This window comes from Rhizobium sp. BK538, from assembly GCF_014197575.1.
Lineage (GTDB): Bacteria > Pseudomonadota > Alphaproteobacteria > Rhizobiales > Rhizobiaceae > Rhizobium.
The window spans coordinates 66,979-92,115 of record NZ_JACIFT010000023.1 but is presented as its reverse complement, the minus strand read 5'-3'; the positions used below and the strand labels follow the sequence as shown (position 1 = coordinate 92,115).

Below are 25,137 nucleotides of genomic sequence, written 5' to 3'. Positions count from 1 at the left end.
CATTTTTCCGGAGAGAACAATCATGCTGAAGTTTACCGAAGAACACGAGTGGCTGAAGATCGAGGGCGGCGTCGCGACGATCGGCATTACCACCTACGCCGTTGAACAGCTCGGCGACCTCGTCTTCGTGGAATTGCCGGAAGTCGGCACCACCTTTTCCAAGAATGACAATGCCGCAACCGTTGAGTCCGTGAAGGCTGCTTCTGACGTCTATTGTCCGCTTGACGGCGAGATCACCGAAGTCAACCCGGCGATCACCGCAGATCCGTCGCTGGTCAATTCCGATCCCCAAGGCGCTGGCTGGTTCTTCAAGCTGAAGCTCAAGAATGCCGCTGATGCCGACGGCCTGCTCGATGAAGCGGCCTACAAGGAGCTCACTGCGTAATGACGACGCCGACCGAATTCCAGTTTACCGACTACCAGCCCTACGACTTCGCCAACCGTCGCCACATCGGCCCGTCCCCGGCCGAAATGTCGGATATGCTGGAGGTGATCGGCTACGGCAGCCTCGACGGGCTGATCGACGCCACGGTACCACCCTCCATCCGCCAGAAGGCGCCTCTCGTCTGGGGCGCGCCGATGACGGAACGCGAGGCGCTCGACAAGCTACGCGAGACCGCCAACAAGAACAAGGTGCTCGTCTCGCTGATCGGCCAGGGCTACTACGGCACCATCACGCCGCCGGTCATCCAGCGCAACATCCTGGAAAACCCGGCCTGGTACACGGCTTACACGCCCTACCAGCCCGAAATCAGCCAGGGCCGCCTCGAGGCGCTGCTGAACTACCAGACGATGATCTGCGACCTTACCGGCCTTGACGTCGCCAACGCCTCGCTGCTCGATGAAGCGACCGCAGCCGCAGAAGGCATGGCGATGGCCGAGCGCGTCTCGAAGTCGAAGGCGAAAGCCTTCTTCGTCGACGCCGCCTGCCATGCGCAGACGATCGAACTGATCAAGACCCGCGCCGAGCCACTGGGCTGGAGCGTCATTGTCGGCAACCCCTTCACCGATCTCGATCCGGTCGACGTCTTCGGTGCCATTTTCCAGTATCCAGGCACGCACGGCCACGTGCATGATTTCACCGGTCTGATCTCGCGCCTGCACCAGACCGGCGCCGTCGCCATAGTCGCTGCTGACATCCTGGCCCTGACGCTGCTGAAGTCGCCCGGTGAAATGGGCGCGGACATTGCCATCGGCAATTCGCAACGCTTCGGCGTTCCTGTCGGTTACGGCGGCCCGCATGCCGCCTACATGTCGGTCAAGGACGCACACAAGCGCTCCATGCCCGGCCGTCTTGTCGGCGTCTCTGTGGACGCGCGCGGCAACCGTGCCTACCGCCTGTCGCTGCAGACCCGCGAACAGCATATCCGCCGCGAGAAGGCCACGTCGAACATCTGCACCGCGCAGGTCCTGCTCGCCGTTATGGCCTCGATGTACGCCGTATTCCACGGTCCCAAGGGCATCAAGGCGATCGCCCAGCAGGTCCACCAGAAGGCCGTGCTGATGGCCAAGGGCCTGGAAAAGCTCGGCTATACCATCGAGCCCGAGACCTTCTTCGACACGATCACTGTCGATGTCGGTCACATGCAGGGCGTCATCCTGCGCGCCGCAGTCGCCGAAGGCGTAAATCTACGCAAGGTTGGCGCTACGAAGATCGGCATGAGCCTCGACGAGCGCACCCGCCCGGCGACGCTGGAGGCCGTCTGGCGCGCCTTCGGCGGTAACTTTGCTGTGGGCGATTTCGAGCCGAGCTATCGGCTGCCGAAGGGCCTCGCCCGCACCAGCGAGTACCTGAGCCATCCGATCTTCCACATGAACCGCGCCGAAAGCGAGATGACCCGCTATATCCGCCGGCTGTCCGACCGCGATCTGGCGCTCGACCGCGCGATGATCCCGCTCGGCTCCTGCACGATGAAGTTGAACGCGACGGCGGAAATGCTGCCGATCACATGGCCCGAGTTCTCGGATATCCACCCATACGTTCCAGTGGATCAGGCGCTCGGCTATCGCGAGATGATCGACGACTTGACGGAGAAGCTCTGCGCCGTGACAGGCTATGATGCCTTCTCCATGCAGCCGAACTCCGGTGCGCAGGGCGAGTATGCCGGTCTGCTGACGATCCGTAACTATCATATCGCCAATGGCAATGGTCACCGCGACGTCTGCCTCATCCCGACCTCCGCGCACGGCACCAACCCTGCCTCCGCTCAGATGGTCGGCATGAAGGTCGTGGTCGTCAAGGTTCGCGAGAACGGCGATATCGACATGGATGATTTCCGCGCCAAGGCGGAGCAGTATGCGGAAAACCTCTCCTGCTGCATGATCACCTACCCCTCGACGCACGGCGTCTTCGAGGAAACCGTCAAGGAAATCTGCGACCTCGTGCACAAGCACGGCGGCCAGGTCTATCTCGACGGCGCCAACATGAACGCCATGGTTGGTCTGTCCCGGCCCGGTGATATCGGCTCGGACGTTTCGCACCTCAACCTGCACAAGACCTTCTGCATCCCGCATGGCGGCGGCGGTCCCGGTATGGGCCCGATCGGCGTCAAGGCGCATCTGGCACCCTACCTGCCAGGACACCCGGAAACGGATGGCCGTCCGGGCGCGGTCTCCGCGGCTGCTTTCGGCTCTGCCTCAATCCTGCCGATCTCCTGGAGCTACTGCCTGATGATGGGCGGCGAAGGCCTGACGCAGGCGACCAAAGTGGCGATCCTCAACGCCAACTACATCGCGGCCCGCCTGAAGGGTGCCTACGACGTGCTCTACAAGTCCGAAGCCGGCCGCGTGGCGCATGAGTGCATCATCGACACCCGCCCGCTGGCCGACAGCGCTGGTGTTACGGTCGACGACGTCGCTAAGCGCCTGATCGATTGCGGCTTCCACGCGCCGACTATGAGCTGGCCGGTTGCAGGTACACTGATGATCGAGCCGACGGAATCGGAAACCAAGGCCGAGCTTGACCGCTTCTGCGAAGCGATGCTGGCGATCCGTCAGGAGGCCCGCGACATCGAGGAAGGCCGCGCCGACAAGGACAACAACCCGCTGAAGAACGCTCCCCACACCGTCGAAGACCTTGTCGGTGAGTGGGATCGTCCCTACAGCAGAGAACAGGCCTGCTTCCCGCCCGGCGCCTTCCGCGTCGACAAATACTGGTCGCCGGTCAACCGCGTCGATAACGTCTTCGGCGACCGCAATCTGGTCTGCACCTGCCCGCCGGTCGAAAGCTACGCAGAAGCTGCTGAATAATAAGCAAACGGCCTTCCCTTTTTCAGGGAAGGCCGTATTCACGAATACCTGAGAGTGAAGGTCTGCGCGCAATGCCAAAAGACGACAGCGATTCTGTGATGCAGGCTCCGTGGCCAAGGCCGGTTCTGCTCGCTCTTGAAGAGCCGGGCAAATACGTGACCATCGCGACCACACAGGCCGCTTCCTGGGCGATGATCGAGGATTGGCCGACTGAAGACGGTTCGGCACTCGACAAGGCATTATTGGTGTGCGCCGACGTCATCAAGGGCAAACGCACCAACGACGACGCTCGCAAAGCCTTCATAGCCGCCGCTGTCGAGGCCGGCATCGATATCAAGAGCTGACCGCTCGCCCGCTCGGGTGCGCTTTCATTGTGTCGGCGTACAGAGCGAGCAGCGGAGATTTCTGCTATGCCCTCTGCTGCCCTGCGGCTTCCAGGATCAAGCTGGCAATGGCGTCCGGGTGCGAAATCAGTGACAGATGGCTCGATTTCAGTTCGATGGTCTTGGCGCCCATCCGCTTGGCCATGAAGCGCTCGAGGTCGGGATCGATCGTTCGGTCTTCGGTCGACACGGCATACCAACTGGGCTTCGAGCGCCATGCCGCCTGTGTCGTCTTACCCGTGAGGAGCGCCTTGTGGAACGGCTCCTGCACGGCATAGAGCACTTTCGCCTTCGCCTCAGGGAGATCTCCGGCGAAGTCACGCAGGAATGCCGCTTCGGTCAGTCGTCCCTCGTCTCCATCGAAGACGATGCCCGCTGAGGCCGGCGGTGTCGGAAATGTCTTGGCAAGGGCCGTATAGTCTTCGCCGGCGTCAGGCGCACGCGCAGCCACATAAACAAGCGCCGATACGCTCGGATGCCCCCCCGCTTCGGTAACCAACATGCCGGAGAACGAATGCCCGACCAGAACTGTCGGACCATCTTGCCGGTCGAGTACGCGCTGCACCGAGGCGACGGCTTCGGGCAGCGTCGTTAGAGGATTTTGCACGGCCGTCACATTGAGCCCCGCAGCCTGCAGCCGAGCAATGACCTCGGTCCAGCAGGAACCATCGGCAAACAGTCCGTGTGCCAACACGACGTTTCGCGCTTTCACCGGGGCAGCAGGCGCGGCCATACCACGGATAGAGATGAGGGAAGCTGCCGCGCCTGCGACGAGTGCTGCTGAGAATGTCCGTCTGTTCATCATCATGATCAGTGCTCCCTGAGCGTTGAATTGACCGTAAAACAAGCGCGCGTCAGCTCTGGCTGCGCATCCAACCATGCGGCCTGCAAGACTCGTTTGAAGTGGCTTTTCTTGTCGCTGCCGCACCAGCACCGTTGGCGATGGACAACTCTTCGGACGGGCATTTGCGAAGCGCATCGTGCGATGCGGCCCGTTCGCAAATGAATCTATTGAGGAAGCGCCAACCGGTCAACCTACCCTGCACTACACATAGGTATAGATCAGTTGCCAAGGCTGACAGATTCGCTCTGCGTGGCCACAACACCACGCAGGATCAAGCGCCCTGCCATGATGCTTTAAAGTAGCGAGTGGAGTGCTGAGGCGAGTGCGACAAACCCGAAGAGGACCAGAAGATAGCTCGTTCCTCGCGCGACCTTCGTTGTGAAATCCTTGGGCAGTTTTTCCCTAGCAAGGTTCACCGCGCTGCTTAGAAAGAACCACCAGGCAAGTGATCCGCAGAATACTCCACCAACGATGACTGCCGAGCTGAAACGCCGTGTCTCCTCTGTCAGCCCAAAACCGGCAAAGAGAGCGCCGAAGGAGAGAATGGTCGCCGGGTTGGAGATCGTAAGCAGGAAGGTCGCCAGCGTCGTGCCGATAAGTCCGCCTGCCCTCACATCTGCGGCCTGAACTGGATCGTGGGTCAATCCGCGATACCCGAGCCCGAGCAAGAGCAGCCCTCCGCCGAATGCCAATGGCAGGGTGGCGGCCGACATCAACTCTTCAAAAACGGCAATGCCGGTTACCGCGACAAGCGCGTAACTGGCGTCGCCGACCGCCGTCCCGAACCCGCAAGAGAAGCCCGCCAGAAAACCGCGCTCGAGCGTGCGGTTGATGCACAGCATCCCGATCGGCCCAAGTGGCGCGGTAATGATGACACCCAGCAGAGCGCCTTTCAGGAACAGCAGTAGCATTCTTTCGTCGATTCCCTTCCGCTGGCGCGTTTCACGGGCCCTCCGTACCGGGCCTTTAAAGGGCAGTCACGACGAGGTAAAACAAAAAGCCGCCAAAGCCGGCGGCCTCATCAACAATTCAGGGGATTGTGCCAATCAGTGTGCCGGTACGACGGCGTTGCCTTGGGCGGCAAGCGCCGCGAGGTCCGCTGGCTTCAACTCGACGGATTCGCCACAGCCGCAGGCTGACGTCTGGTTTGGATTGGTGAAGGTGAAACCGGAGCGTAGCGTTGTGCTCTCGAAGCCCATTTCGGTGCCGAGAAGGTAGAGCACGGCGGACGGTTCGACCCAAACCTTCGCGCCATCGCGCTCGATCAGGTCGTCCTTCGCATTCGGTTCCGTCACGAGGTCGATGGTATACTCCATCCCTGCGCAGCCGCCCTTCTTGATCCCGACGCGAATGCCCTTGGCCTCCGGTCCGGAGTTTTCGAGGATCGCTTTCACGCGGTTCGCGGCGGCTTCCGTCATACTCATTACTGCAAAGCCCATCGGCTTCTTCTCCTTCCGCGCGCGGATTCAAGGTCCGGCGTTTCACGATTCAAATGTAGTGCCAGCGGCTTAACCGATCAATACCAGCCTGCCGTATGATCGTGTCCGAAAAGTCTGCAACTTTCCGGGGTCATGCTAGTACCAGCCGACGGCGACCTGCGCCTCTTCCGACATTCGATCCGGTGTCCACGGTGGATCGAAGGTCATTTCAACCTCGACGCCGGATACGCCCTCGACCGCGCCGACAGCATTTTCGACCCAGCCGGGCATCTCGCCGGCGACCGGGCAGCCGGGCGCCGTCAGCGTCATCATGATCTTCACGATGCGATCGTCTTCGATGTCGATCTTGTAGATCAGCCCGAGCTCGAAGATATCGGCAGGAATCTCAGGATCATAGACCGTCTTGAGCGCCGAAATCACATCGTCGCTGAGCCGCGCCAGTTCGTCGGCCGGAATGCTGGAATGCACGATGCCTTCGCGCACGTCGATCTTCTGTTTGCTTTCGTCCAGGCTCATACGGACACTCCTTAAGCAAAGAACTTACGCGCATATTCCAGCGCATCGGCCAAGGCATCGACCTCGGCGCGTGTATTGTACATCCCGAAGGACGCCCGGCATGTGGAGGTGACGCCGAAACGTTTCAAGAGCGGCATGGCGCAATGGGTTCCCGCGCGCACCGCAACCCCCTGACGGTCGATCACCATCGACACATCATGCGCATGCAGACCGGCAAGCTCGAAGGAGAAGATGCCGCCCTTGCCTGGCGCGGTGCCGAAAACGCGCAGCGAATTCACCGCCTGCAGCCGCTCCGCGGCGTAAGTGGCAAGATCCGCCTCATGGCGCGCGATCGCCTCGCGGCCAACCTTCTCCATGTAGTCGAGCGCATAGCCGAGCCCGATTGCCTGCACGATCGGCGGCGTCCCGGCTTCGAAGCGATGCGGCGGATCATTATAGGTCACGGCATCTTCGGTCACCTCGAAGATCATTTCGCCACCGCCCTGGAAGGGCCGCATCTCGCGAAGCCGCTCCTTCTTGCCGTAGAGCACACCGATCCCGGACGGGCCATAGAGCTTGTGGCCGGTCATCACGTACCAGTCGCAATCGATGTCCTGCACGTCGACAGGCATATGGACGGCGCCCTGCGACCCGTCGACCAGAACCGGAATGCCGCGCTCGTGCGCGATGCGGCAGATCTCCTTCACCGGAACCACCGTGCCGAGCGCATTCGACATATGCGTGATGGCGACGAGCTTTGTGCGGTCGGTCAGGCTTCTCTCGAAGTCCTCGATATGGAAGGCGCCCTCGTCATCAATAGGCACCCATACCAGCTTGGCGCCCTGCCGTTCGCGGATGAAATGCCACGGCACGATGTTGGAGTGATGCTCCATGATCGAGATGACGATCTCGTCGCCCTCTCCAAGCTTCGGCATGCCCCAGCCATGGGCGACCGTATTGATTGCCTCCGTCGAAGACTTCGTGAACACGATGTCGTTGACATCAGGCGCGTTCAGGAAGCGCCGGACCTTTTCGCGCGCGCCCTCATACGCGTCGGTCGCGGCGTTCGAAAGGAAATGCAGACCACGGTGAACGTTCGCATATTCGTTCGAGTAGGCATGCGAAATCGCGTCTATGACGGCCTGCGGCTTCTGAGCGGAGGCACCGTTGTCGAGATAGACCAGCGGCTTGCCGTAGACTTCCCTCGCAAGGATCGGAAAATCCTTGCGAATGGCTTCGACGTCGTATGTGGTGGCCGGAACTATCTTGTCCATAATGCTATCCGATCAGGCGTGCTTTTCGAGCCAGGCCGAGATGACGCCTTCCAGCGACGCGACCAGCGCTTCGTCTTCCAGTTCTTCAACGATCTCGGCAACGAAGGCGTTGACGAGCATTGCGCGCGCCTTGTTCTCCGGAATGCCGCGCGCCATCATGTAGTAGAGATGATTGTCGTCAATGTCGGCAACGGTCGCGCCGTGACCGCACTGAACGTCGTCAGCGAAGATCTCCAGTTCCGGCTTCACCGAAAATTCGGCGTCGTCGGACATCAGAAGCGTATTGCAAGCCATCTTGGCGTCGGTCTTTTGCGCGTCCGGAGCAACGCGGATCATGCCTTGGAAGACGCCCTTGGCGCGGTCGAAGACGACGTTGCGGATCACTTCCGTGGAGCCCGTATGCGGAACGTTATGGCCGAGAACCATGGTAACGTCCGTGTGCGTTTCGGCGCCAAGCAGGTTGATGCCGCGAAGCGTCAGATCGGCGCCCTCGCCCGTTACCTTGATGTGCAGCTCCTGGCGAACGAGCTTACCGCCGGCATTGATAACGAAAAGCTTCAGCTTGGCATCGGCGCCGAGATCGACCCGGATCTGGCCGAGGTGCGTATCCTCTGCGCCCTGCTGCTGGATAATGATCCAGGTGAGCTCCGTACCTTCTCCAACCGTGATGTCACTGACGTGCGACACGAAAGCGGCGTCGGAGGTCACTGCAAGGTGACGTTCGATGACCGTCGCTTTCACGTTTGCGCCGAAGCTAATCGGCAGGCGCGTATGCGTCTGGCCGCCAGCATGAACGAACTGGATCTCGAGCGGTTCCTCAAGCGCAGTTTCGGCGGCGACGTCAATGACGTAGCCATCCCGCACGAAGCTGCCGTTGATGCGGCCGATCGCGTCATCACTGCCGAATGCGCCGAGGCCGGTGGCAGCCGTGCCGTTTGAAAGCTGAGCCGCATAGCTCGAAATATCGAGGCCATCGACCGAAGCCCTGAGATCGGGCACACCCTGAATAACCGAAAGGATCGAGGATTCTTCAACCAGCGGGTCGCGGGCTTCCGAACCAGCGTCGCCGGCCTGTTCCGGAATGGCGCGCAACAGCGTCTTGAGATCGGTATAGTGCCAGGCCTCGATGCGGCGCGTCGGCAGGCCGGCCTTCTTCAGGTCGTCAAGCAGCCTGTCCCGGATGGCGATGACCGAACCGTCTCCCGGTAGCTCGCCGACCTGGTTGTTGAAAGCCTCGATGAGCGCCGCTTCAGCGGCGGTCTGGCGGCTCGTCGTCTGCATGTTCATGAGACCCGTCCTTTCCGCCTAAATCAGGCTGCCGCACCGATGATGTCGGCGTAGCCGTTGGCTTCCAGCTCATGCGCCAGCGCCTTGTCGCCCGACTTGATCACCTGCCCCTTGTAGAGAACGTGAACGGTATCCGGAACGATGTAGTCGAGCAGACGCTGGTAGTGGGTGATGACGACGACGGCACGATCCGGCGAACGCAGCGCGTTGACGCCATCGGCAACGATCTTCAGCGCGTCGATGTCGAGTCCGGAGTCCGTCTCGTCAAGTACGCAAAGCTGCGGCTGCAGCAGCGCCATCTGCAGGATTTCGGCGCGCTTCTTCTCACCACCCGAGAAGCCAACGTTCAGCGGGCGCTTCAGCATTTCGGTGTTGATCTGCAGCTTGCCGGCAGCGTCCTTGACGAGGCGCATGAAGTCGGGGGTCTTCAGCTCTTCTTTGCCGCGCGCCTTGCGCTGTTCGTTCATCGCAACCTTGAGGAACTGCATGGTGGCCACGCCCGGAATTTCGACCGGATATTGGAAGGCCAGGAAGATGCCCTTGGCCGCACGCTCGGCAGCGTCTAGTTCCAGGATGCTCTCGCCGTTGTAAAGGATGTCGCCTTCGGTGACTTCGTAGTCTTCGCGCCCCGACAGGACGTATGAAAGTGTCGACTTGCCGGAGCCGTTCGGGCCCATGATGGCAGCAACTTCACCGGCCTTCACCGTGAGGTTCAGTCCGCGAATGATCTCGGTGCCGTCTTCAGCGATGCGGGCGTGCAGGTTCTTAATTTCAAGCATGGTTTTGTCCCATAAAAAGCAATCGGAGAAAGGCGCGATCCACGCGCCCTCGCGCATTCATGTCGTATTGCGTCAGCCGACGCTGCCTTCGAGCGAGATGCTGATAAGCTTCTGCGCCTCTACGGCGAATTCCATCGGCAGCTCCTGCAGGACTTCCTTGACGAAGCCATTGACGATAAGCGCGATCGCCGCTTCCTCTGGGATGCCGCGCTGCAGGCAGTAGAAAAGCTGGTCTTCCGAGATCTTCGAGGTGGTTGCCTCGTGCTCGAACTGCGCCGTGGAATTCTTCGCCTCGATATACGGAACCGTATGGGCGCCGCACTTGCCGCCGATCAGCAGCGAATCGCACTGCGTGAAGTTGCGAGCGTTGGATGCCTTGCGGTGCGCCGATACCTGGCCGCGGTAGGTGTTCTGCGATACGCCGGCCGCAATACCCTTGGAGATGATGCGGCTCGACGTATTCTTGCCGAGGTGGATCATCTTCGTGCCGCTGTCGACCTGCTGGTGGCCGTTCGAGACGGCGATCGAGTAGAACTCGCCGCGGCTGTCATCACCGCGTAAGATGCAGGACGGATACTTCCAGGTGATCGCGGAACCAGTCTCGACCTGCGTCCAGGAGATCTTCGACCGGTCGCCACGGCAATCGCCACGCTTGGTGACGAAGTTGTAGATGCCGCCCTTGCCCTGGGCATCGCCTGGATACCAGTTCTGAACGGTCGAATATTTGATCTCGGCATCATCGAGAGCAACGAGCTCGACGACGGCGGCATGCAGCTGGTTTTCGTCGCGCTGCGGCGCGGTGCAGCCTTCAAGGTAGGAAACGTATGCACCTTCCTCGGCGATGATCAGCGTGCGCTCGAACTGGCCGGTGTTCTTCTCGTTAATGCGGAAGTAGGTGGACAGCTCCATTGGGCAGCGAACGCCCTTCGGAACGAACACGAACGAACCATCGGTAAAGACGGCCGAGTTCAGCGTCGCATAATAGTTGTCGGTGGTCGGAACGACGGAACCGAGATATTTCTGCACCAGTTCCGGATGCTCGCGGATTGCCTCCGAGATCGACATGAAGATCACGCCGGCCTTCTTCAGCTCTTCCTTGAAGGTCGTGACGACGGAAACAGAATCGAAGACGGCATCGACGGCGATCTTCGGCTTCTCGACACCGGCCAGGATTTCCTGCTCCTTGAGCGGAATACCGAGCTTTTCGTAGACCTTGAGAATTTCAGGATCGACTTCGTCAAGCGACGTCGGGCCAGGCGTGCTTTTCGGTGCGGCGTAGTAGTAGATGTCGTTGAAATCGATCTTCGGATAATCGACGCGCGCCCAGGTCGGTTCTTCCAGCGTCAGCCAGCGCTTATAGGCCTCGAGACGCCATTCGAGCATCCATTCCGGCTCCTGCTTCTTGGCGGAAATGAACCGGATGATGTCTTCGGACAGGCCCTTGGGTGCCTTGTCCATTTCGATGATGGTCTCGAAACCGTATTTATACTGATCGACGTCAATCTCGCGGACGCGATCAACCGTTTCCTGGACGGCGGGCATGTCATTCTCCAATCTCGCCGGAGAAAAGGTCCGGCAGCTTGTCGTTCGGGCAGTATCGTTTGCCCCGTATGTAGGTGGCCAAAAGGGACTTTTCAGCCCGAATGGCAAGCGGAAAATTGCGTTTCCGCAAATTTATGAAGCGGTCACGCCGCCTCCCCGGCCAGCTTGCGCCGAGCGGCTATTTTCGCAAAGACCGAAATCGCCTTGTCGATCTCGTCCTCGGTCGTTGCAAAGCCCAACGAAATGCGCAAAGCACCGAGCTTGGGGTCACGCCCCATGGCAACCAGAACATGGCTTTCGCCGACCTTGCCGGATGAGCAGGCGGACCCGGCAGAGAGCGCCACACCTTCGAGATCGAAGGCGATCTGGCCAGTCTCGGCCTTCAGCCCTGGAAGCGTGAAAAAAGTCGTATTCGAAACACGTTGGCCTTCGGCGCCGTAGATGACGACGTCAGGCGCAGCGCTTCGCATGCCGGTTTCCAGTCGATCACGTAGAGCCGACGCGACTTCATTGCGCGCATCCAATTCCGCAACAGCTGCGTCGGCAGCAGCGCCGAAGCCAATCACCGAAAGCGAATTCTCTGTCCCCGAGCGGTGACCCTTCTCCTGGCCGCCGCCATGGATCAGCGGCCGCGGCATTAGGACTTCGCCACGGGTGATCAGCGCACCGGCGCCTTTCGGACCGCCGATCTTATGCGATGAGACGATCATGAAGTCGACGCCAAGTGCGTTGGTATCGAGCCTCAAACGACTGGCCGCCTGCACCGCATCGACGACAAGCAGGCCACCATGCGCCTGTACGATTTTCGCAACGTCGGCGATCGGCTGAACGATACCGGTCTCGTTGTTGACCAGCATGACGGCGACCATCGGCAGCCCGGTCGCCTTGTTATGCGCCGTAAGCAAGGCGCCAAGCGCATCGAGATCGACGACGCCCGCCTCTGTCACCGGAATTTCCGTCGTCCGTTCCTTCGGGAAGCGCCCACCTTCGCGAACTGCAGGATGCTCAACCGCGGAATAATAGAGCTGACCGATTGCCAGCGGCGTCCGCCCCATCCTAAATTCCGGCGTCAGCACCATATTGGCCGCCTCGGTGGCGCCGCTCGTGAAGATCACATGCGCAGGATCGGCGCCCGCAAGCGTTGCCACTTGGCGCCGCGCACTTTCTATGGCTGCGCGGACGGCCCGGCCCTCGCCATGCACCGAATTCGGATTGCCGAACAGATCCATTGCACGCAGAACCGCGTCGCGCGCATGCGGATGCAGCGGCGAAGTCGCGTTCCAATCGAGATAAAGGCGTGGCGGCGCCATGATCTTTGTCCTGCGCTTTAAGCTTGCACGACGCCTCGGCTCATTTTCCTTGAAATTTCGGCCGGGCTTGCCTTATGACACATCCCACAATGCGTGGATCGCCATGCAAGTTTCGAATTGTTCTAAACTGCGTTTTAGAAAAGCTGACAACGTTCGTCAAGTCTGCGCAGCGTGAACGCGAAGAAATAAACGCCGGAGTACCGATGCCCGAAGTCATTTTCAACGGCCCCGCAGGCCGCCTTGAAGGCCGCTACCAGCCTTCCAAGGAAAAAAGCGCGCCGATTGCCCTCATTCTGCACCCGCATCCCCAGTTCGGTGGCACGATGAACAACCAGATCGTCTACCAGCTCTTCTACATGTTCCAGAAGCGCGGGTTCACGACATTGCGCTTCAACTTCCGGGGAATCGGCCGCAGCCAGGGTGAGTTCGACCACGGCGCCGGCGAGCTTTCGGATGCCGCGTCCGCGCTCGACTGGGTGCAGAGCCTGCATCCCGATTCGAAGACGTGCTGGGTTGCCGGCTATTCCTTCGGATCGTGGATCGGCATGCAGCTCCTGATGCGTCGTCCCGAAATCGAAGGCTTCATGTCGATCGCGCCGCAGCCGAACACCTATGACTTCTCGTTCCTTGCGCCCTGCCCGTCTTCCGGCCTCATCATCAACGGCGAAGCTGACAAGGTCGCGCCCGAGAAGGATGTAAACGGCCTCGTCGAGAAGCTGAAGACGCAGAAGGGTATCTTGATCACGCACCGCACGGTGCCCGGTGCCAACCACTTCTTCAACGGCCAGGTCGAGACCCTGATGAGCGAGTGCGAGGACTACCTCGATCGCCGCCTGAATGGCGAACTGGTGCCGGAGCCGGCCGCCAAGCGCATCCGCTAGGCTGACCGCATCCCGGCGGTCAATTCGAACGTCGGGCAAGACAATCCGTCGATGATCATCGGCATGCGGCTTCGCATGCCGATTTTCGTTAGGACATGCTGGGATGCGGCATTGTCAGGATGGGGGAACGCGATGAACTGTTGCGCAAAGTTCCGTCCAAAGAACCAATCGGCAAGCCCGCCGGCAATCTCCGTCGCATAGCCCTTGCCCCATTTCTCCTGCCGAAGCGAATAGCCGAGTTCGAAATCCTGCCGCTCGCCGCCAAATAGCGAGAACCCCGCGGGCCAATGAAGCGGCCGTCATCGCGACTGAGGATTTTGTATTTCGTGGTTGCGTCCCGCGCCTGCTCGCCGAACCAGCTGCACAACCGCTCCTCAGCCTTTTCACGCGACCACGGGGGGCAGCACCCGAAAGATATCGCGTCGCCTCGATCGTCGAATGGAGCTCCTGGATCAGGCCCGCATCGTCGGGTTCCCACAGATAGCGACCAGGCGCGGTGTCTCCAGAATGACCTGTTGCATCACGGTTTCACCACGACACCGCCGCTGACAGGCGCATGCACACCCGTTGTCCCCGGAAACGTCAACGGCAGGCCATCCAACGACCTCACCGCCAGATAAGCCCAGGCTTCGGCCTCCATGGAGTCGCCATTGAAGCCCGCCTCCTCCGCCGTTATCACCTTCGCGCCATGAGCAATGTCTTTCAGATCCTGCATCAGCACGCGATTGAGGCGACCGCCACCGCAAACGACATAAAGCGTCGGCTTCACCGGAAGGTGACTGGCGGACTTGATGATCGAGGCGGCCGCGACATACGCAAGAGTGCGCGCACCGTCGCCAAGTTCTGCATCTTCGCCCGATGGCGGAGGAAAGTCGTTGCGGTCGAGCGAGCGTCGCTTCTCCGCGGTAAAGAACGGGCTGTTCAAATATCGATCCGCCAGTTCCGCGACAATCCGACCTTCCGAGGCAATCATGCCGCCCTGATCGAACGGCACGCCCGCATGGGTCTCGACCCACTGATCGATCAGCGTATTGCCCGGCCCGCTGTCGTAGCCGACGATGACGCCGTCCTCGCCGACATAGGTGAGGTTGGAAATCCCGCCGATATTGACAAAGCAGACCGGCAAAGCCGCGTTCGTGACGTTGGCGGCAAGTGCTGCATGATAGACCGGAACCAGTGGCGCACCCTGGCCACCATGCACCATGTCGTTGGCACGGAGGTCGTAGGCCACCGGAATGCCCGTCTCGCGCGCCAACAGTGCCCCATCGCCGATCTGCACCGTCAGCGCCTCGTCCGGACGGTGCAGCACCGTCTGCCCGTGAAAGCCGACGACATCGATCGAAGCCGTATCGAGCGTATTCGCAGCCAGAAATTCCCTAACGGCAACTGCATGACGTAACGTCAGTTCACTCTCGATCGCGGCGAGATCACCCGGCCTTTGCTCACGTTGGGTAATGGTCTTCGCTTGCTCCAGTGCCAGCTTCAACCGATCACGGAAGGCTGGCTCATAGGGAACGCCGAGAAACGGTCCGCGCTCGACGACGGCCCGGCCATCGGTACGCAGCAGCGCCACGTCGATACCGTCCATCGATGTTCCGCTCATCAAGCCGATCGCGGTCCTGATCTTCTCCATGACCCCTCGCTGGAAGATTCCTGCCAAATGGTGACTGTTCGGCAAAACAGTGCTAAACGCGCCGCGTCACTTCAACAATAGCCAATCCGAAAATCCGCACCCGAGAGCAAAAGGTCATGTCCGAGTTCAAATCCGATTTCCTCCACACGCTGAAAGAGCGTGGCTTCATTCATCAGATCTCCGATGAATCGGGCCTCGACGAACTCTTCGCCAAGGAAACGGTAACGGCCTATATCGGCTTCGACCCGACTGCGCCCAGCCTGCATGCGGGTTCGCTCATCCAGATCATGATGCTGCACTGGCTGCAGGCAACTGGCCACCGCGCTATTTCACTGATGGGCGGTGGCACAGGCATGGTCGGTGACCCCTCTTTCAAGGACGAAGCCCGCCAGCTGATGACGATCGACACCATCGAGAGCAACATTGCTTCGATCAAGCGGGTCTTCTCAAACTACTTGACCTACGGCGAAGGCCCCAAAGATGCACTGATGATCAACAACGCCGAGTGGCTGCGTTCCATCAACTACCTGGAGTTTCTGCGAGATGTCGGCCGGCATTTCTCGGTCAACCGCATGCTGTCCTTCGACAGCGTGAAGATGCGGCTTGATCGCGAGCAGTCGCTGTCGTTCCTCGAATTCAACTACATGATCCTGCAGGCCTACGACTTCGTCGAACTCGCCAAGCGCTACGACTGCCGTCTGCAGATGGGCGGTTCGGACCAGTGGGGCAACATCGTCAACGGCATCGACCTCGGTCACCGCATGGGGACGCAACAGCTCTACGCCCTCACCTCGCCGCTGCTGACGACGTCTTCGGGTGCCAAGATGGGCAAGTCCGCGACCGGCGCCGTCTGGCTCAACGCCGACATGCTCTCGGCCTATGATTTCTGGCAGTACTGGCGCAACACCGAAGACGCCGACGTCTCGCGCTTCCTGAAGCTCTACACGACGTTGCCGATGGACGAGGTCGCGCGCCTGTCGGCGCTCGCCGGCTCCGAGATCAACGAGGTCAAGAAAATCTTGGCGACTGAGGTCACCGCGATCCTACACGGCCGCGCGGCGGCCGAACAGGCCGCCGAAACCGCCCGCAAGACCTTCGAGGAAGGTGGCCTTGCCGAAAACCTTCCGTCGGTCGAGGTGCCGGCTGCCGAGCTCGACGGTGGCATCGGTCTGCTGTCGCTGATCGTGCGCGCCGGCCTTGCCGCCTCGAATGGCGAGGCCCGTCGTCACGTTCAGGGCGGTGCGGTGCGCATCAACGATCAGGCTGTCAGCGACGAGCGCAAGGTTGTCGGAAGCGGCGAGATCACCGCCGATGGCGTCATCAAGCTCTCGCTCGGCAAGAAGAAGCACATCTTGATCCGCCGCGCGGCATAAGTTCTAGCAACATCGGAAAAGGAAAGCCGGCCTCGCGCCGGCTTTTTCGCGCCTATTGGAATTCGAAGATGTTGCGGAAGACGCCGGGGGCGATGATCGACAGCGGATTGACGATCAGATCGGGCGCTTCCAATTCCCCCGTCAGCTTGAACGTGATGCCGATCAGGCCGCGATCGGTGCCGTTGCCTAGGATGATACCGATCAGGGGTAATTCGGCAAACAGCCTGTTGAGGCCATAGGCAGGCATGAAGGTGCCCGTCATGTCCATCCTACCGCGCGGGTCACGTACTATACCCTGGAACACGGCACCGACCTGATCGCCGCGCACCACGCCGTTCTCAATGCCGATCACGCCGTTTTGCGAAACAATGCGGGCAAAGCCGCGTTGGAAGCGCTGTGCCGAGGTGTCGATGCTCCGCTTGACCGCCGAATTCAGGCTCCGTTGCTCCTGACCGACCGGCGTCGAGACGATTGAATGCAGGCGCTGCTCGTTGACCAGAGAAAAGCGCCTGATGTCGATCGAGCCATCCCAGCGGTCGCCTGCGCCGAGGCGGATCTGCAGATTGAGCAAGCCACCCATCATATGCTGATAGAGGTCGGCGAAGCGCGAAACAGAGCCCGCATCCCCGCTGGTGACATTGATAACGCCATTGCCCTTGGTCTGGGCAACGAACGCCTCGCCGCTGTCGGTGACACCGGTAAAATTCAGTGCCTGTAACCTGCCATCTGCGGAAACGTACAGCATTTCAGCATTCCGCATCTTCTCGTCATTGAAGCCGATAATGCGACCGAGCTTGGCCCGAACCGATACGTTACCGCTGCGGTCGGTCTCGCCGCCTCCACCGCCGGACTTCAATCTGGCGATGATCGGGCGAGCGTCAGCGCTGTTGCCTGATACGGAGACATCAAGCCCGCCCTTGCTGCGCTTTACCGAAACGGCAAAGTCATCCAGCGACGACAGTTTGACACTGTCGAAATCCGCCTTCATGAGATTGCCCTTGCCGATGACAAGCGAGCCGTTGGCTCCGAAGCCGTCGCCCTTGAGGACGAAGTTCTTCAACTCCGTGTTTTCGGCGGGCCCGGAAGCCTCGAACGCAGCAGTCGCGCCGATACCGCTTCCCTTCGACCAACCGATCCATGGGAGGGACAATCGCGCCCTTCCAAGATCGACCGAGACCTGCTGTCGGTCCTGATCGATGCGCTTGAGCTCGATGTCTATGCTGCCATCGATGATGTCGTTGAGGCCGGGCAGCACCTTTTCTCGCTGATCGTTGTTGAGCGTGGCGGTAATGGTCTGTTGTGGCTGAACGTCCGAAGATTTGTCTGTCGGCTCGACAAGCTTGATGCCAGCGGGAATGCCGTCGATCAGCCCCTTTCCGTCAACGCTTACCTGCTTCGGATCGGCGTTAAGCACCCCGTCAAGATCCGTGATCTTGCGGCCCGAAATCTGTTTGGCGATATCGAGATCCTGCAGCTGCAGCACAGCCTTCCATTCAGCCGGCGGAGGATTCTGCGACGAGATCAGCCCGAGGCGCGCCTGCACGTTCGCCGACACCTTGCCCTTGAGGTCCTCAGGCACGAAGCCTGCACGCTGCAGTATCTGTACTGGCTTATAGGTCAGCAATTCGCCGACCGCGTCCGCCGCGCCGGAAATGGGAAGATTGAGTTCGGCCATGAGCGGCTTGTCATAGGTCGACGGCAGGACAAACGTTCCCTCGCCGACGTTTACCGATCGTCCCGAGGGGAAGAACGCCGTCCCGCTCTTGATGGAGATCGTCGCACGCGGACCACTCAAGTCAAAATGCGCATTCGTATCACGGATCGGCGGGATGTCGCCGGCCACATTCATTCGCGTGCCAGCGATGTCGAAGGCGATCCGGATCTGGTGCTCATCGAGTTTCAGCCCCTTGCCGACAGCCTCGTCCAAGCGTCCAAATGGAATGAAGACGGAAATCGACGCGTCACTGACGGTTCCCCCGAAGAGGTTGCGTTCAACCCACTCGCGGCCCTTCGACGCCATCCAGAATGGCCACAATTGCTTGACCGCCGTTGTCTGCAAATGTTGCGACTGACCGGCAAAGCTGATCTCCGGTGACGCATCGCCGAAACGGACGTGCAGCGAGCCGAAGAGGCCTCCGGCTGGGCTCGAAACCTGCATGTTCGCAAATTGCAGTTCGCGGCTGGCAACGAGGTAACGACCAGTCGCATTTATGTCGAAGGCAAGTGGCTGCTCTCCGGATCCAACTGGCGCCGCGGTGCCGCCGCTGACGAGCAGATCGATGCCGAAGCCCTTTCCTGCGGAGGCATCGATCTTGTCCAGGTCTATGAGGGCACCGCTGAGCGGCACGGATGTTGCACCGAACTGAACACGCGACTTGGCAATCTCCAGCGTCTGCTTCGAGAAGTCATAAGCGAGGTTGATGCGGCCGCCGCTCAGTTCCTGCTGGTCGCCATCCATATAGAACTGCCCCGGCTTCAGTTCGATCGAGGCGCCAAGCGCCGGCGGGTCTTGATCGCCGGCGCGAAAGGCCGAGATCGTCAAGTCACCAGAGCCATTGATGCCTTGCCGGATTTGGCCCTCGACGTTCCGCTTGAGCGTGAACGGTCCCAGATCGACGCCCGCGACCTGCCCTGTCAACTTCGAGGTGCGTCCGCTGGCCCGTTGTGTGACGACGCTGAGCGTTGACGGCCTGCCGTTGATCGCGACCTCGCCATCCAGCGCCAGCGCGCCCTGCCGTGTCCTCGAGAAGGCCAGGTTGTCAACCACGATCGAGAGTGGACCGTTTGCGGTATCGGCGAGCTTGATGTCAATGCCCGAGAGCTTGACTGACCGCGTTCCGCCGCGCTCCACGAAACTGTCGATCATGTCGAGCTGAGCAAATGCAGCTTCCATCGCGGCCGGGATTTCGTCGATCCTGACATCATCGAGCTTGAGTGGTTTTCCGGACGGCAGCAACGCCGTGTCGAGCGCGATATCCTCTGCCTCGATCTGCGCGATCGCTATGCGACCACGAAAGAGTTGCAGCGGGTCGAGCGCCATGCGCAATGCATGCGTCGTCGACAGGTGCTGGCCACTCTCTTCGTCGATCATGTTAACGTCGCGCGCCTCAAGCGCAAGCCGCAGGTTCGATGTGAAGCGGATGACCGTAGAGCCGACCTCGGCCCGATAGCGCGGTCCGATGGCCGAGTTGAGCGCAGCCTGCGCCTGCCGCGACAGCGGCGCGTCGAACATGCCGCTTTCCACCGTGAAGATAATTGCCGCGAGCACGAACAGAATAACGGCAACGCAGCCACCCGTGACACCGGCCGTCCTGCGCATGCGCGAACGTGTCGGCGGGCAACTGACGATGATGGGATCTTCGGCCTGCGCCGAGGGAAGCTCATGCAGTGCGACGATATCTTTCTTGCGGAATGTAATTTTCTCGCCGCGGATCGCCGACATGCGTCTCGCCTAACTCCCTAACTTGTGGTTTGGACCAGACTGGCTGGACGATTGTTCGTCCAATATATATCTGGCAAATCACCTGTTATCCATAAACCCGGCAAAAGAAAGGTCTCTCAATGGCGGATATCAGCATCGGTACGACGGCGCCTGACTTTGATCTCCCGCGAGATGGCGGAGGGCGCATTTCGCTTCGTGATTTCCGCGGAAAACCGCTGGTGCTTTTCTTCTATCCCAAGGACGACACGACGGGATGCACGGCGGAATCGCTCGCCTTCACAGCACTTGCGGATGAGTTCGAAAAGGCTGGCGCTGGCGTCATCGGCATGTCTCCCGATTCCGTGAAATGCCACGACCGATTCATCAAGAAGCACAACCTTGCGGTTGTCTTGGCGTCTGATGAAGAGAAGACGACGCTTGAGGCCTATGGCGTGTGGAAACAGAAGACCATGTATGGGCGCAATTTCATGGGCGTGGAGCGAACGACCTTTCTAGTCCGCGAGGATGGGACGATCGGCACGATCTGGCAGAAGGTGAAGGTGCCCGGCCACGCAGAAATCGTGCTTGCAGCCGTCCAGAACCTGTCGCGATGACGCCTCGCTCCATCACATCCCTGCGCGGCGGCGCGATCGACGCTATCGGTGCGACCGATCTCAATGAGAAGACGACGCTTGCTCAGGAGACTGCCACGCGTTGGTTCGATCGCAAGCTGTCTCTGCGTTCGCCCCTCGACGCGCCGTTGCCGGACAGACCGGGCCGTCCGCACAAGCCAGATCTGATACCGCCGACGCAGGTCGAAAAGCGTTCCTTGCATACGGTCAAGGGCCGCATCGCGCTGCTGCATGCTATCGCCCATATCGAACTCAACGCTGTCGATCTGGCGCTTGATATCGTTGCGCGATTCGCCACCCAACCGGTGCCTAACTCTTTCTTCGACGGCTGGATGCAGGTTGCCTTCGAGGAAGCAAAACATTTCCGCATGGTGCGCGCCCGCCTGAGAGACCTCGATGCAGACTATGGTGACCTGCCCGCCCACGACGGCCTGTGGCAGGCGGCGCACTCGACAAGGAATGACCTAACGGCGCGCCTCGCCGTTGTGCCGCTCATCCTCGAGGCTCGCGGGCTGGACGTCACGCCGTCGCTACAGGCCAAGTTGCGCGAAACCGGCGATCTGGAGAGCGCAGCCGTACTCGATGTCATTTACAACGATGAGAAGGGGCACGTCGCGATTGGCGCCAAATGGTTCCGTTTTCTCTGCGCGCGCGAAAGGCGGGATCCGGCACGAACATTCCACGAACTGGTACGCGCCAATTTCCGCGGTCCGTTAAAGCCTCCCTTCAACGACATCGCGCGGGCCGAAGCCGGCCTGACGCCGTCCTTCTATCGGTCACTGACATCGACGAGCAACGCCTGATCTTATAGCGACAGCCATGCTGACCTAAGTAAATATTAACCATAATCATGCGTAATTGCGGCAATTGAGGCATCGGCCGTCAATTGGGAGATTCTCCGTGACGCATGCACAGCACAGCCGCGTATTCGGTCAGAAAAAACAAGAGCATATACTGATCCTGGCAAGCGGTGACCGGGTCCGTCATCTGACGGTCAGGCCGTGGATGGCGGCACTTGCCTTCTGCTTCGTCGGCGTCTTTGCGATCGGCTATCTCCTGGCGACCTCTTATCTCGTCCTGCGCGACGACCTGATTGGTGCGACGATGGCAAGGCAGGCGCGCATGCAGCATGACTATGAAGACCGCATCGCCGCTCTGCGCGCCCAGGTCGACCGGGTTACGTCACGTCAATTGCTCGATCAGCAAGTTGTCGAAGACAAGGTCGACAAGCTCATGGAGCAGCAGCTGGCGCTTACCTCGCGCCACGGCAAGCTCGGCTCGCTTCTTGATCGCGCGGAGAATTCAGGGCTGGGCGGCAAGGAGACGACGACGCTCCAGTCTTACGCTCCCGAAGCAAAAGACAAGCACGCCTCGCTTTCCGGTGCAGTTCAGGCAATCGAAAATCAGCTTGCCGGAGCTGACAAACCGGCCGACGTGACGACCGACAACGCTACCCTCGCCGACGTCCCGGCACAGGAAACCGTTGGCGACCGCGCCGACCGCGTTTTCTCCAAGGTGACGCTGTCGTTGAAAGACATCGAGCAGAAGCAGCGCAATCGCATCGCGCAATTGACGAGTGACGCGGGTGGTGCCGCCAATGCCATATCGAAGGTCCTGACGCGTTTCCGCATTTCGGTACCGGCCGAGCGCACGAAGCAGGATGACAGCGCAGTCGGCGGACCGTATGTCGAGCCTGAAGGCGCGGATGATTTCGATAGCTCGCTATCACAGCTTGACGATGCCCTCACCCGCCTTGAGACCGTACGGAGCACAGCGGAATCGCTGCCATTCCAGAACCCGGCCATTGGCAAGGAGATCACCAGCTCGTTCGGCAACAGGCGTGATCCGTTCCTCGGGCGGTTGGCACTGCACTCCGGCATTGACTTTCGTTTTGCGCCCGGTGAGAAGGTTCGCCCGACAGCGCCTGGCAAGGTGATTGCGGCCGGCTGGACCGGCGGCTACGGCAACATGGTTGAGGTTGACCACGGTAACGGCATTTCCACCCGTTATGGTCACATGTCGGAAATCCTGGTGAAGGTCGGCGACAAGGTCGACCGCAATGACGTGATCGGCCTTGCAGGCAGCACCGGCCGGTCCACCGGTACGCATCTGCACTATGAGGTCCGCCAGGACGGCCGGGCAGTCGACCCCATTTATTTCATGAATGCGGGCTTGAAGCTTGCCAGTTACATGAAGTAACTACGTGCACTAACCACGTCTTTACCTGTGCACTAGCCGCAAGGCCTGTATTCCTTGACTTAAGGGCAGTTTCGGCTTATGTCGCGCTGCATTGCGGCACGCAATCATGCCGACTCAATCAGAGTACGGCCGAACCGGAACGGAAACAGTTTTCCCTTTGACGACATTTGCTGATCTTGGCTTGAGCCAAAAAGTGCTTTCCGCTGTGACCGACGCGGGCTACACGACGCCAACTCCCATCCAGGCTGGTGCGATCCCTTTTGCGCTCGAGCGACGCGATATTTGCGGGATTGCGCAAACGGGAACAGGCAAGACTGCATCCTTCGTTCTGCCGATGCTGTCGCTGCTGGAAAAGGGCCGTGCCCGCGCTCGCATGCCGCGCACGCTGATCCTCGAGCCGACCCGCGAACTCGCGGCGCAGGTTGCGGAGAACTTCGAAAAGTACGGCAAGAATCACCGGTTGAATGTCGCGCTGCTGATCGGCGGCGTGTCCTTCGAAGATCAGGATCGCAAGCTTGAGCGCGGCGCCGATGTTCTGATCTGTACGCCCGGCCGCCTGCTCGATCACTTCGAGCGCGGGAAGCTTTTGATGAGCGCTGTCGAAATCTTCGTTATCGACGAGGCCGACCGCATGCTCGACATGGGCTTCATCCCCGATATCGAGCGTATCGCAAAGCTCATTCCGTTTACCCGTCAGACGCTGTTCTTCTCGGCGACCATGCCGCCTGAGATCCAGAAGCTTGCGGATCGCTTCCTGCAGAATCCGGAACGCGTCGAAGTCGCCAAGCCGGCGTCGACGGCAAAAACCGTAACGCAGCGTTTCGTCGCCTCGCACGGCAAGGACTACGAGAAGCGCGCCGTTCTGCGCGACCTTATCAAGGCGCAGACCGATCTCAAGAACGCGATTATCTTTTGTAACCGCAAGAAGGACGTTTCCGAGCTCTTTCGGTCCCTGGACCGCCACGGCTTTTCCGCCGGCGCTCTGCACGGCGACATGGACCAGCGCTCGCGCATGGCCATGCTGCAGAACTTCAAGGACGGCAACCTCCAGCTTCTCGTGGCTTCCGATGTCGCCGCTCGCGGTCTCGACATTCCTGACGTCAGCCACGTCTTCAACTTTGATGTTCCGATCCATTCCGAGGATTATGTTCATCGCATCGGCCGCACCGGCCGCGCAGGCCGTTCCGGCGCTGCATTCACCATCGTCACCCGCCACGACCAAAAACACGCCGACGCGATCGAAAAGCTGATCGGCGAGAAAGTCGAGTGGTTGAACGGCGACCTTTCCGCCTTGCCCCCTCCTGAGCCCGGCCGCGAGGACGATCGTTCCCGCCGCAAGGGTCGAGACAAGGACCGCAGTCGCAGCAAGGGCCGTGGAGGTCATAAATCTGATATCGCCGTCGCAGATAATGACGTCGAGACGATGGAAACAGCAGCACCAGCAAAGGTCGAAAGCGTGAAGCAAGAGCGCAAAGCAGAACAACACAAGCCGCAGCACAGCACGCGCGCCACTCGTCCTTATCCGGCAAACGATGACAATCGCGACCGCCGCCGCTACCGGGACCACGACGACGGCCCGACGCCTGTCGGTTTCGGCGATGAGATTCCGGCCTTCATGCTGATCACGGCCAACGCCAAGATCTAGCGAATCATGGGCACGCCGGGCATCGATTTTCCGGGCGTTGGCGTTGGTCTGGTGATTTTGCGTGACCGCAAGATCCTCCTTTACAAGCGTCTCCGCGCGCCGGAGGCCGGCCACTGGAGCATTGTGGGCGGCAAAGTCGATCATATGGAGCCGGCAGAGCAGGCGGCGCGCCGTGAAGCCGAAGAAGAAACCGGTCTATCGATTGGCCGCGTCAGTCTCCTCGGCCCCGCAGAAGTTATCAGCAAGGCGGACGAACAGCACTGGGTCTCCCTGCTCTATATTGCGTCCGAGTTCGACGGCGAACCGAAGCTCACTGAGCCGGAAAAGCTCTCGGACTTCGGCTGGTTCAGCCGTTCCGACCTCCCGCAACCGCTCTCCGCATTCGCGTCCGCCGCCATGGACAGGCTGAAAGCCGACGAACTCCTCTAGGGTTTCACTCCGCCCGGAGCGCTGCCTCATAGGCAAGCCGCACCCATCGCGCCATAAGGTCGGGGTCGTCATAGGCATCGTCGGGGATCGACCAGTATGGCATCTTCACCGGACTTCCCTTCTTGCCTTCGTAGGCCCATTGCGTCGCCCCGGCTGCAGCGAATTCGGGCGCGCTCTGCTCGTCGGCTTTCAGCAGCATCTCGCCGCGCACCTCGACCGCAACAATCCGCCCCATATGGTAGATGCCCTTGCCACCGAACATCCGTTTGATCGTGACGGGGCCAAGCCCCTGAAACATTTCTTCAATCGCCGCCGCATCCAT

22 protein-coding genes and 1 pseudogene are annotated in these 25,137 nt (G+C 60.4%); 10 read left to right on the top strand and 13 right to left on the bottom strand.

The window, feature by feature from the left end; translation table 11 throughout:
* The first annotated feature begins 22 nt into the window (after positions 1-22).
* From gcvH to FHX09_RS24360, 3 genes are all read left to right on the top strand, one after another.
* Positions 23-385: a glycine cleavage system protein GcvH gene (gene gcvH / locus FHX09_RS24370; protein WP_132593089.1), complete on the top strand. Its 363-nt coding sequence runs from the start codon at positions 23-25 to the stop codon at positions 383-385.
* Positions 385-3,249 carry an aminomethyl-transferring glycine dehydrogenase gene (gene gcvP / locus FHX09_RS24365; protein WP_184450768.1) on the top strand — a complete coding sequence of 955 codons (2,865 nt, stop codon included), beginning with the start codon at positions 385-387 and terminating at the stop codon, positions 3,247-3,249. The genes gcvH and gcvP overlap by 1 nt, the downstream gene beginning before the upstream one ends.
* A 98-nt stretch (positions 3,250-3,347) precedes the next feature.
* Entirely contained in the window at positions 3,348-3,593 is a 246-nt protein-coding gene (locus FHX09_RS24360; RefSeq protein WP_183722890.1) for a DUF982 domain-containing protein, read from the top strand.
* 64 nt (positions 3,594-3,657) lie between these two features.
* Here FHX09_RS24360 and FHX09_RS24355 read toward each other — a convergent pair whose 3' ends face one another.
* From FHX09_RS24355 to FHX09_RS24315, 9 genes are all read right to left on the bottom strand, one after another.
* The gene (locus FHX09_RS24355) at positions 3,658-4,440 is read right to left on the bottom strand and encodes an alpha/beta hydrolase (protein WP_132593095.1); all 783 of its coding nucleotides are present in this window, start codon (positions 4,438-4,440) and stop codon (positions 3,658-3,660) included.
* Positions 4,441-4,769: 329 nt separating this feature from the next.
* A complete protein-coding gene (locus FHX09_RS24350; protein WP_132593097.1) occupies positions 4,770-5,387 on the bottom strand; it encodes a LysE family transporter in 618 nt (205 codons plus the stop codon).
* A 135-nt stretch (positions 5,388-5,522) separates the two neighbouring features.
* Positions 5,523-5,915 (bottom strand): Fe-S cluster assembly scaffold SufA, encoded by a 393-nt coding sequence (gene sufA, locus FHX09_RS24345; protein ID WP_007789610.1) that lies wholly within the window; start codon positions 5,913-5,915, stop codon positions 5,523-5,525.
* 135 nt (positions 5,916-6,050) lie between these two features.
* Positions 6,051-6,431 carry an SUF system Fe-S cluster assembly protein gene (locus FHX09_RS24340; protein WP_132593099.1) on the bottom strand — a complete coding sequence of 127 codons (381 nt, stop codon included), beginning with the start codon at positions 6,429-6,431 and terminating at the stop codon, positions 6,051-6,053.
* 11 nt (positions 6,432-6,442) lie between these two features.
* Positions 6,443-7,684: a cysteine desulfurase gene (locus tag FHX09_RS24335; protein WP_132593100.1), complete on the bottom strand. Its 1,242-nt coding sequence runs from the start codon at positions 7,682-7,684 to the stop codon at positions 6,443-6,445.
* A gap of 12 nt (positions 7,685-7,696) precedes the next feature.
* Positions 7,697-8,971 carry a Fe-S cluster assembly protein SufD gene (gene sufD / locus FHX09_RS24330; RefSeq protein WP_132593102.1) on the bottom strand — a complete coding sequence of 425 codons (1,275 nt, stop codon included), beginning with the start codon at positions 8,969-8,971 and terminating at the stop codon, positions 7,697-7,699.
* 23 nt (positions 8,972-8,994) lie between these two features.
* Positions 8,995-9,750 carry a Fe-S cluster assembly ATPase SufC gene (gene sufC, locus FHX09_RS24325; RefSeq protein WP_184450767.1) on the bottom strand — a complete coding sequence of 252 codons (756 nt, stop codon included), beginning with the start codon at positions 9,748-9,750 and terminating at the stop codon, positions 8,995-8,997.
* 72 nt (positions 9,751-9,822) lie between these two features.
* Positions 9,823-11,292, bottom strand: coding sequence for a Fe-S cluster assembly protein SufB (gene sufB, locus FHX09_RS24320; RefSeq protein WP_007789605.1), 1,470 nt, complete (start codon positions 11,290-11,292; stop codon positions 9,823-9,825).
* A gap of 143 nt (positions 11,293-11,435) precedes the next feature.
* Positions 11,436-12,602 (bottom strand): cysteine desulfurase family protein, encoded by a 1,167-nt coding sequence (locus FHX09_RS24315; RefSeq protein ID WP_132593104.1) that lies wholly within the window; start codon positions 12,600-12,602, stop codon positions 11,436-11,438.
* A gap of 203 nt (positions 12,603-12,805) precedes the next feature.
* Between FHX09_RS24315 and FHX09_RS24310 the strand changes: the two genes are divergently transcribed.
* Positions 12,806-13,483, top strand: coding sequence for an alpha/beta hydrolase (locus FHX09_RS24310; RefSeq protein WP_007789602.1), 678 nt, complete (start codon positions 12,806-12,808; stop codon positions 13,481-13,483).
* Here FHX09_RS24310 and FHX09_RS24305 read toward each other — a convergent pair.
* Positions 13,480-14,004 (bottom strand): annotated as a pseudogene (locus FHX09_RS24305) (GNAT family N-acetyltransferase). The gene FHX09_RS24310 and the pseudogene FHX09_RS24305 overlap by 4 nt on opposite strands.
* The gene (locus FHX09_RS24300; RefSeq protein ID WP_007789600.1) at positions 14,004-15,116 is read right to left on the bottom strand and encodes an anhydro-N-acetylmuramic acid kinase; all 1,113 of its coding nucleotides are present in this window, start codon (positions 15,114-15,116) and stop codon (positions 14,004-14,006) included. The pseudogene FHX09_RS24305 and the gene FHX09_RS24300 overlap by 1 nt, the downstream one beginning before the upstream one ends.
* A 116-nt stretch (positions 15,117-15,232) precedes the next feature.
* Between FHX09_RS24300 and tyrS the strand changes: the two genes are divergently transcribed.
* Positions 15,233-16,489, top strand: coding sequence for a tyrosine--tRNA ligase (gene tyrS / locus FHX09_RS24295; protein ID WP_007789598.1), 1,257 nt, complete (start codon positions 15,233-15,235; stop codon positions 16,487-16,489).
* A 52-nt stretch (positions 16,490-16,541) separates the two neighbouring features.
* On the opposite strand, the gene FHX09_RS24290 is transcribed toward tyrS, so the two are convergent.
* Positions 16,542-19,931: a DUF3971 domain-containing protein gene (locus FHX09_RS24290; protein ID WP_183722882.1), complete on the bottom strand. Its 3,390-nt coding sequence runs from the start codon at positions 19,929-19,931 to the stop codon at positions 16,542-16,544.
* A gap of 119 nt (positions 19,932-20,050) precedes the next feature.
* Here FHX09_RS24290 and FHX09_RS24285 point away from each other — a divergent pair, with 119 nt between their 5' ends.
* The 5 genes from FHX09_RS24285 (at position 20,051) to FHX09_RS24265 (ending at position 24,815) form a co-directional block, all read left to right on the top strand.
* Positions 20,051-20,524, top strand: a complete 474-nt coding sequence (locus FHX09_RS24285; RefSeq protein WP_007789596.1) for a peroxiredoxin — start codon at positions 20,051-20,053, stop codon at positions 20,522-20,524.
* Positions 20,521-21,345 carry a ferritin-like domain-containing protein gene (locus FHX09_RS24280; protein ID WP_132593108.1) on the top strand — a complete coding sequence of 275 codons (825 nt, stop codon included), beginning with the start codon at positions 20,521-20,523 and terminating at the stop codon, positions 21,343-21,345. Before FHX09_RS24285 ends, FHX09_RS24280 begins: the two co-directional genes overlap by 4 nt.
* Before the next feature lie 97 nt (positions 21,346-21,442).
* Positions 21,443-22,741, top strand: coding sequence for a M23 family metallopeptidase (locus tag FHX09_RS24275; RefSeq protein ID WP_132593110.1), 1,299 nt, complete (start codon positions 21,443-21,445; stop codon positions 22,739-22,741).
* Between the two features lie 106 nt (positions 22,742-22,847).
* Positions 22,848-24,386: a DEAD/DEAH box helicase gene (locus tag FHX09_RS24270; protein ID WP_183722878.1), complete on the top strand. Its 1,539-nt coding sequence runs from the start codon at positions 22,848-22,850 to the stop codon at positions 24,384-24,386.
* Between the two features lie 6 nt (positions 24,387-24,392).
* Complete coding sequence (locus FHX09_RS24265) at positions 24,393-24,815, top strand: NUDIX domain-containing protein (protein WP_007789589.1); 423 nt, start codon at positions 24,393-24,395, stop codon at positions 24,813-24,815.
* Between the two features lie 4 nt (positions 24,816-24,819).
* Here the strand turns inward: FHX09_RS24265 and FHX09_RS24260 are convergent, their stop codons facing one another.
* Positions 24,820-25,137 (bottom strand): TfoX/Sxy family protein, encoded by a 318-nt coding sequence (locus FHX09_RS24260; protein WP_007789587.1) that lies wholly within the window; start codon positions 25,135-25,137, stop codon positions 24,820-24,822.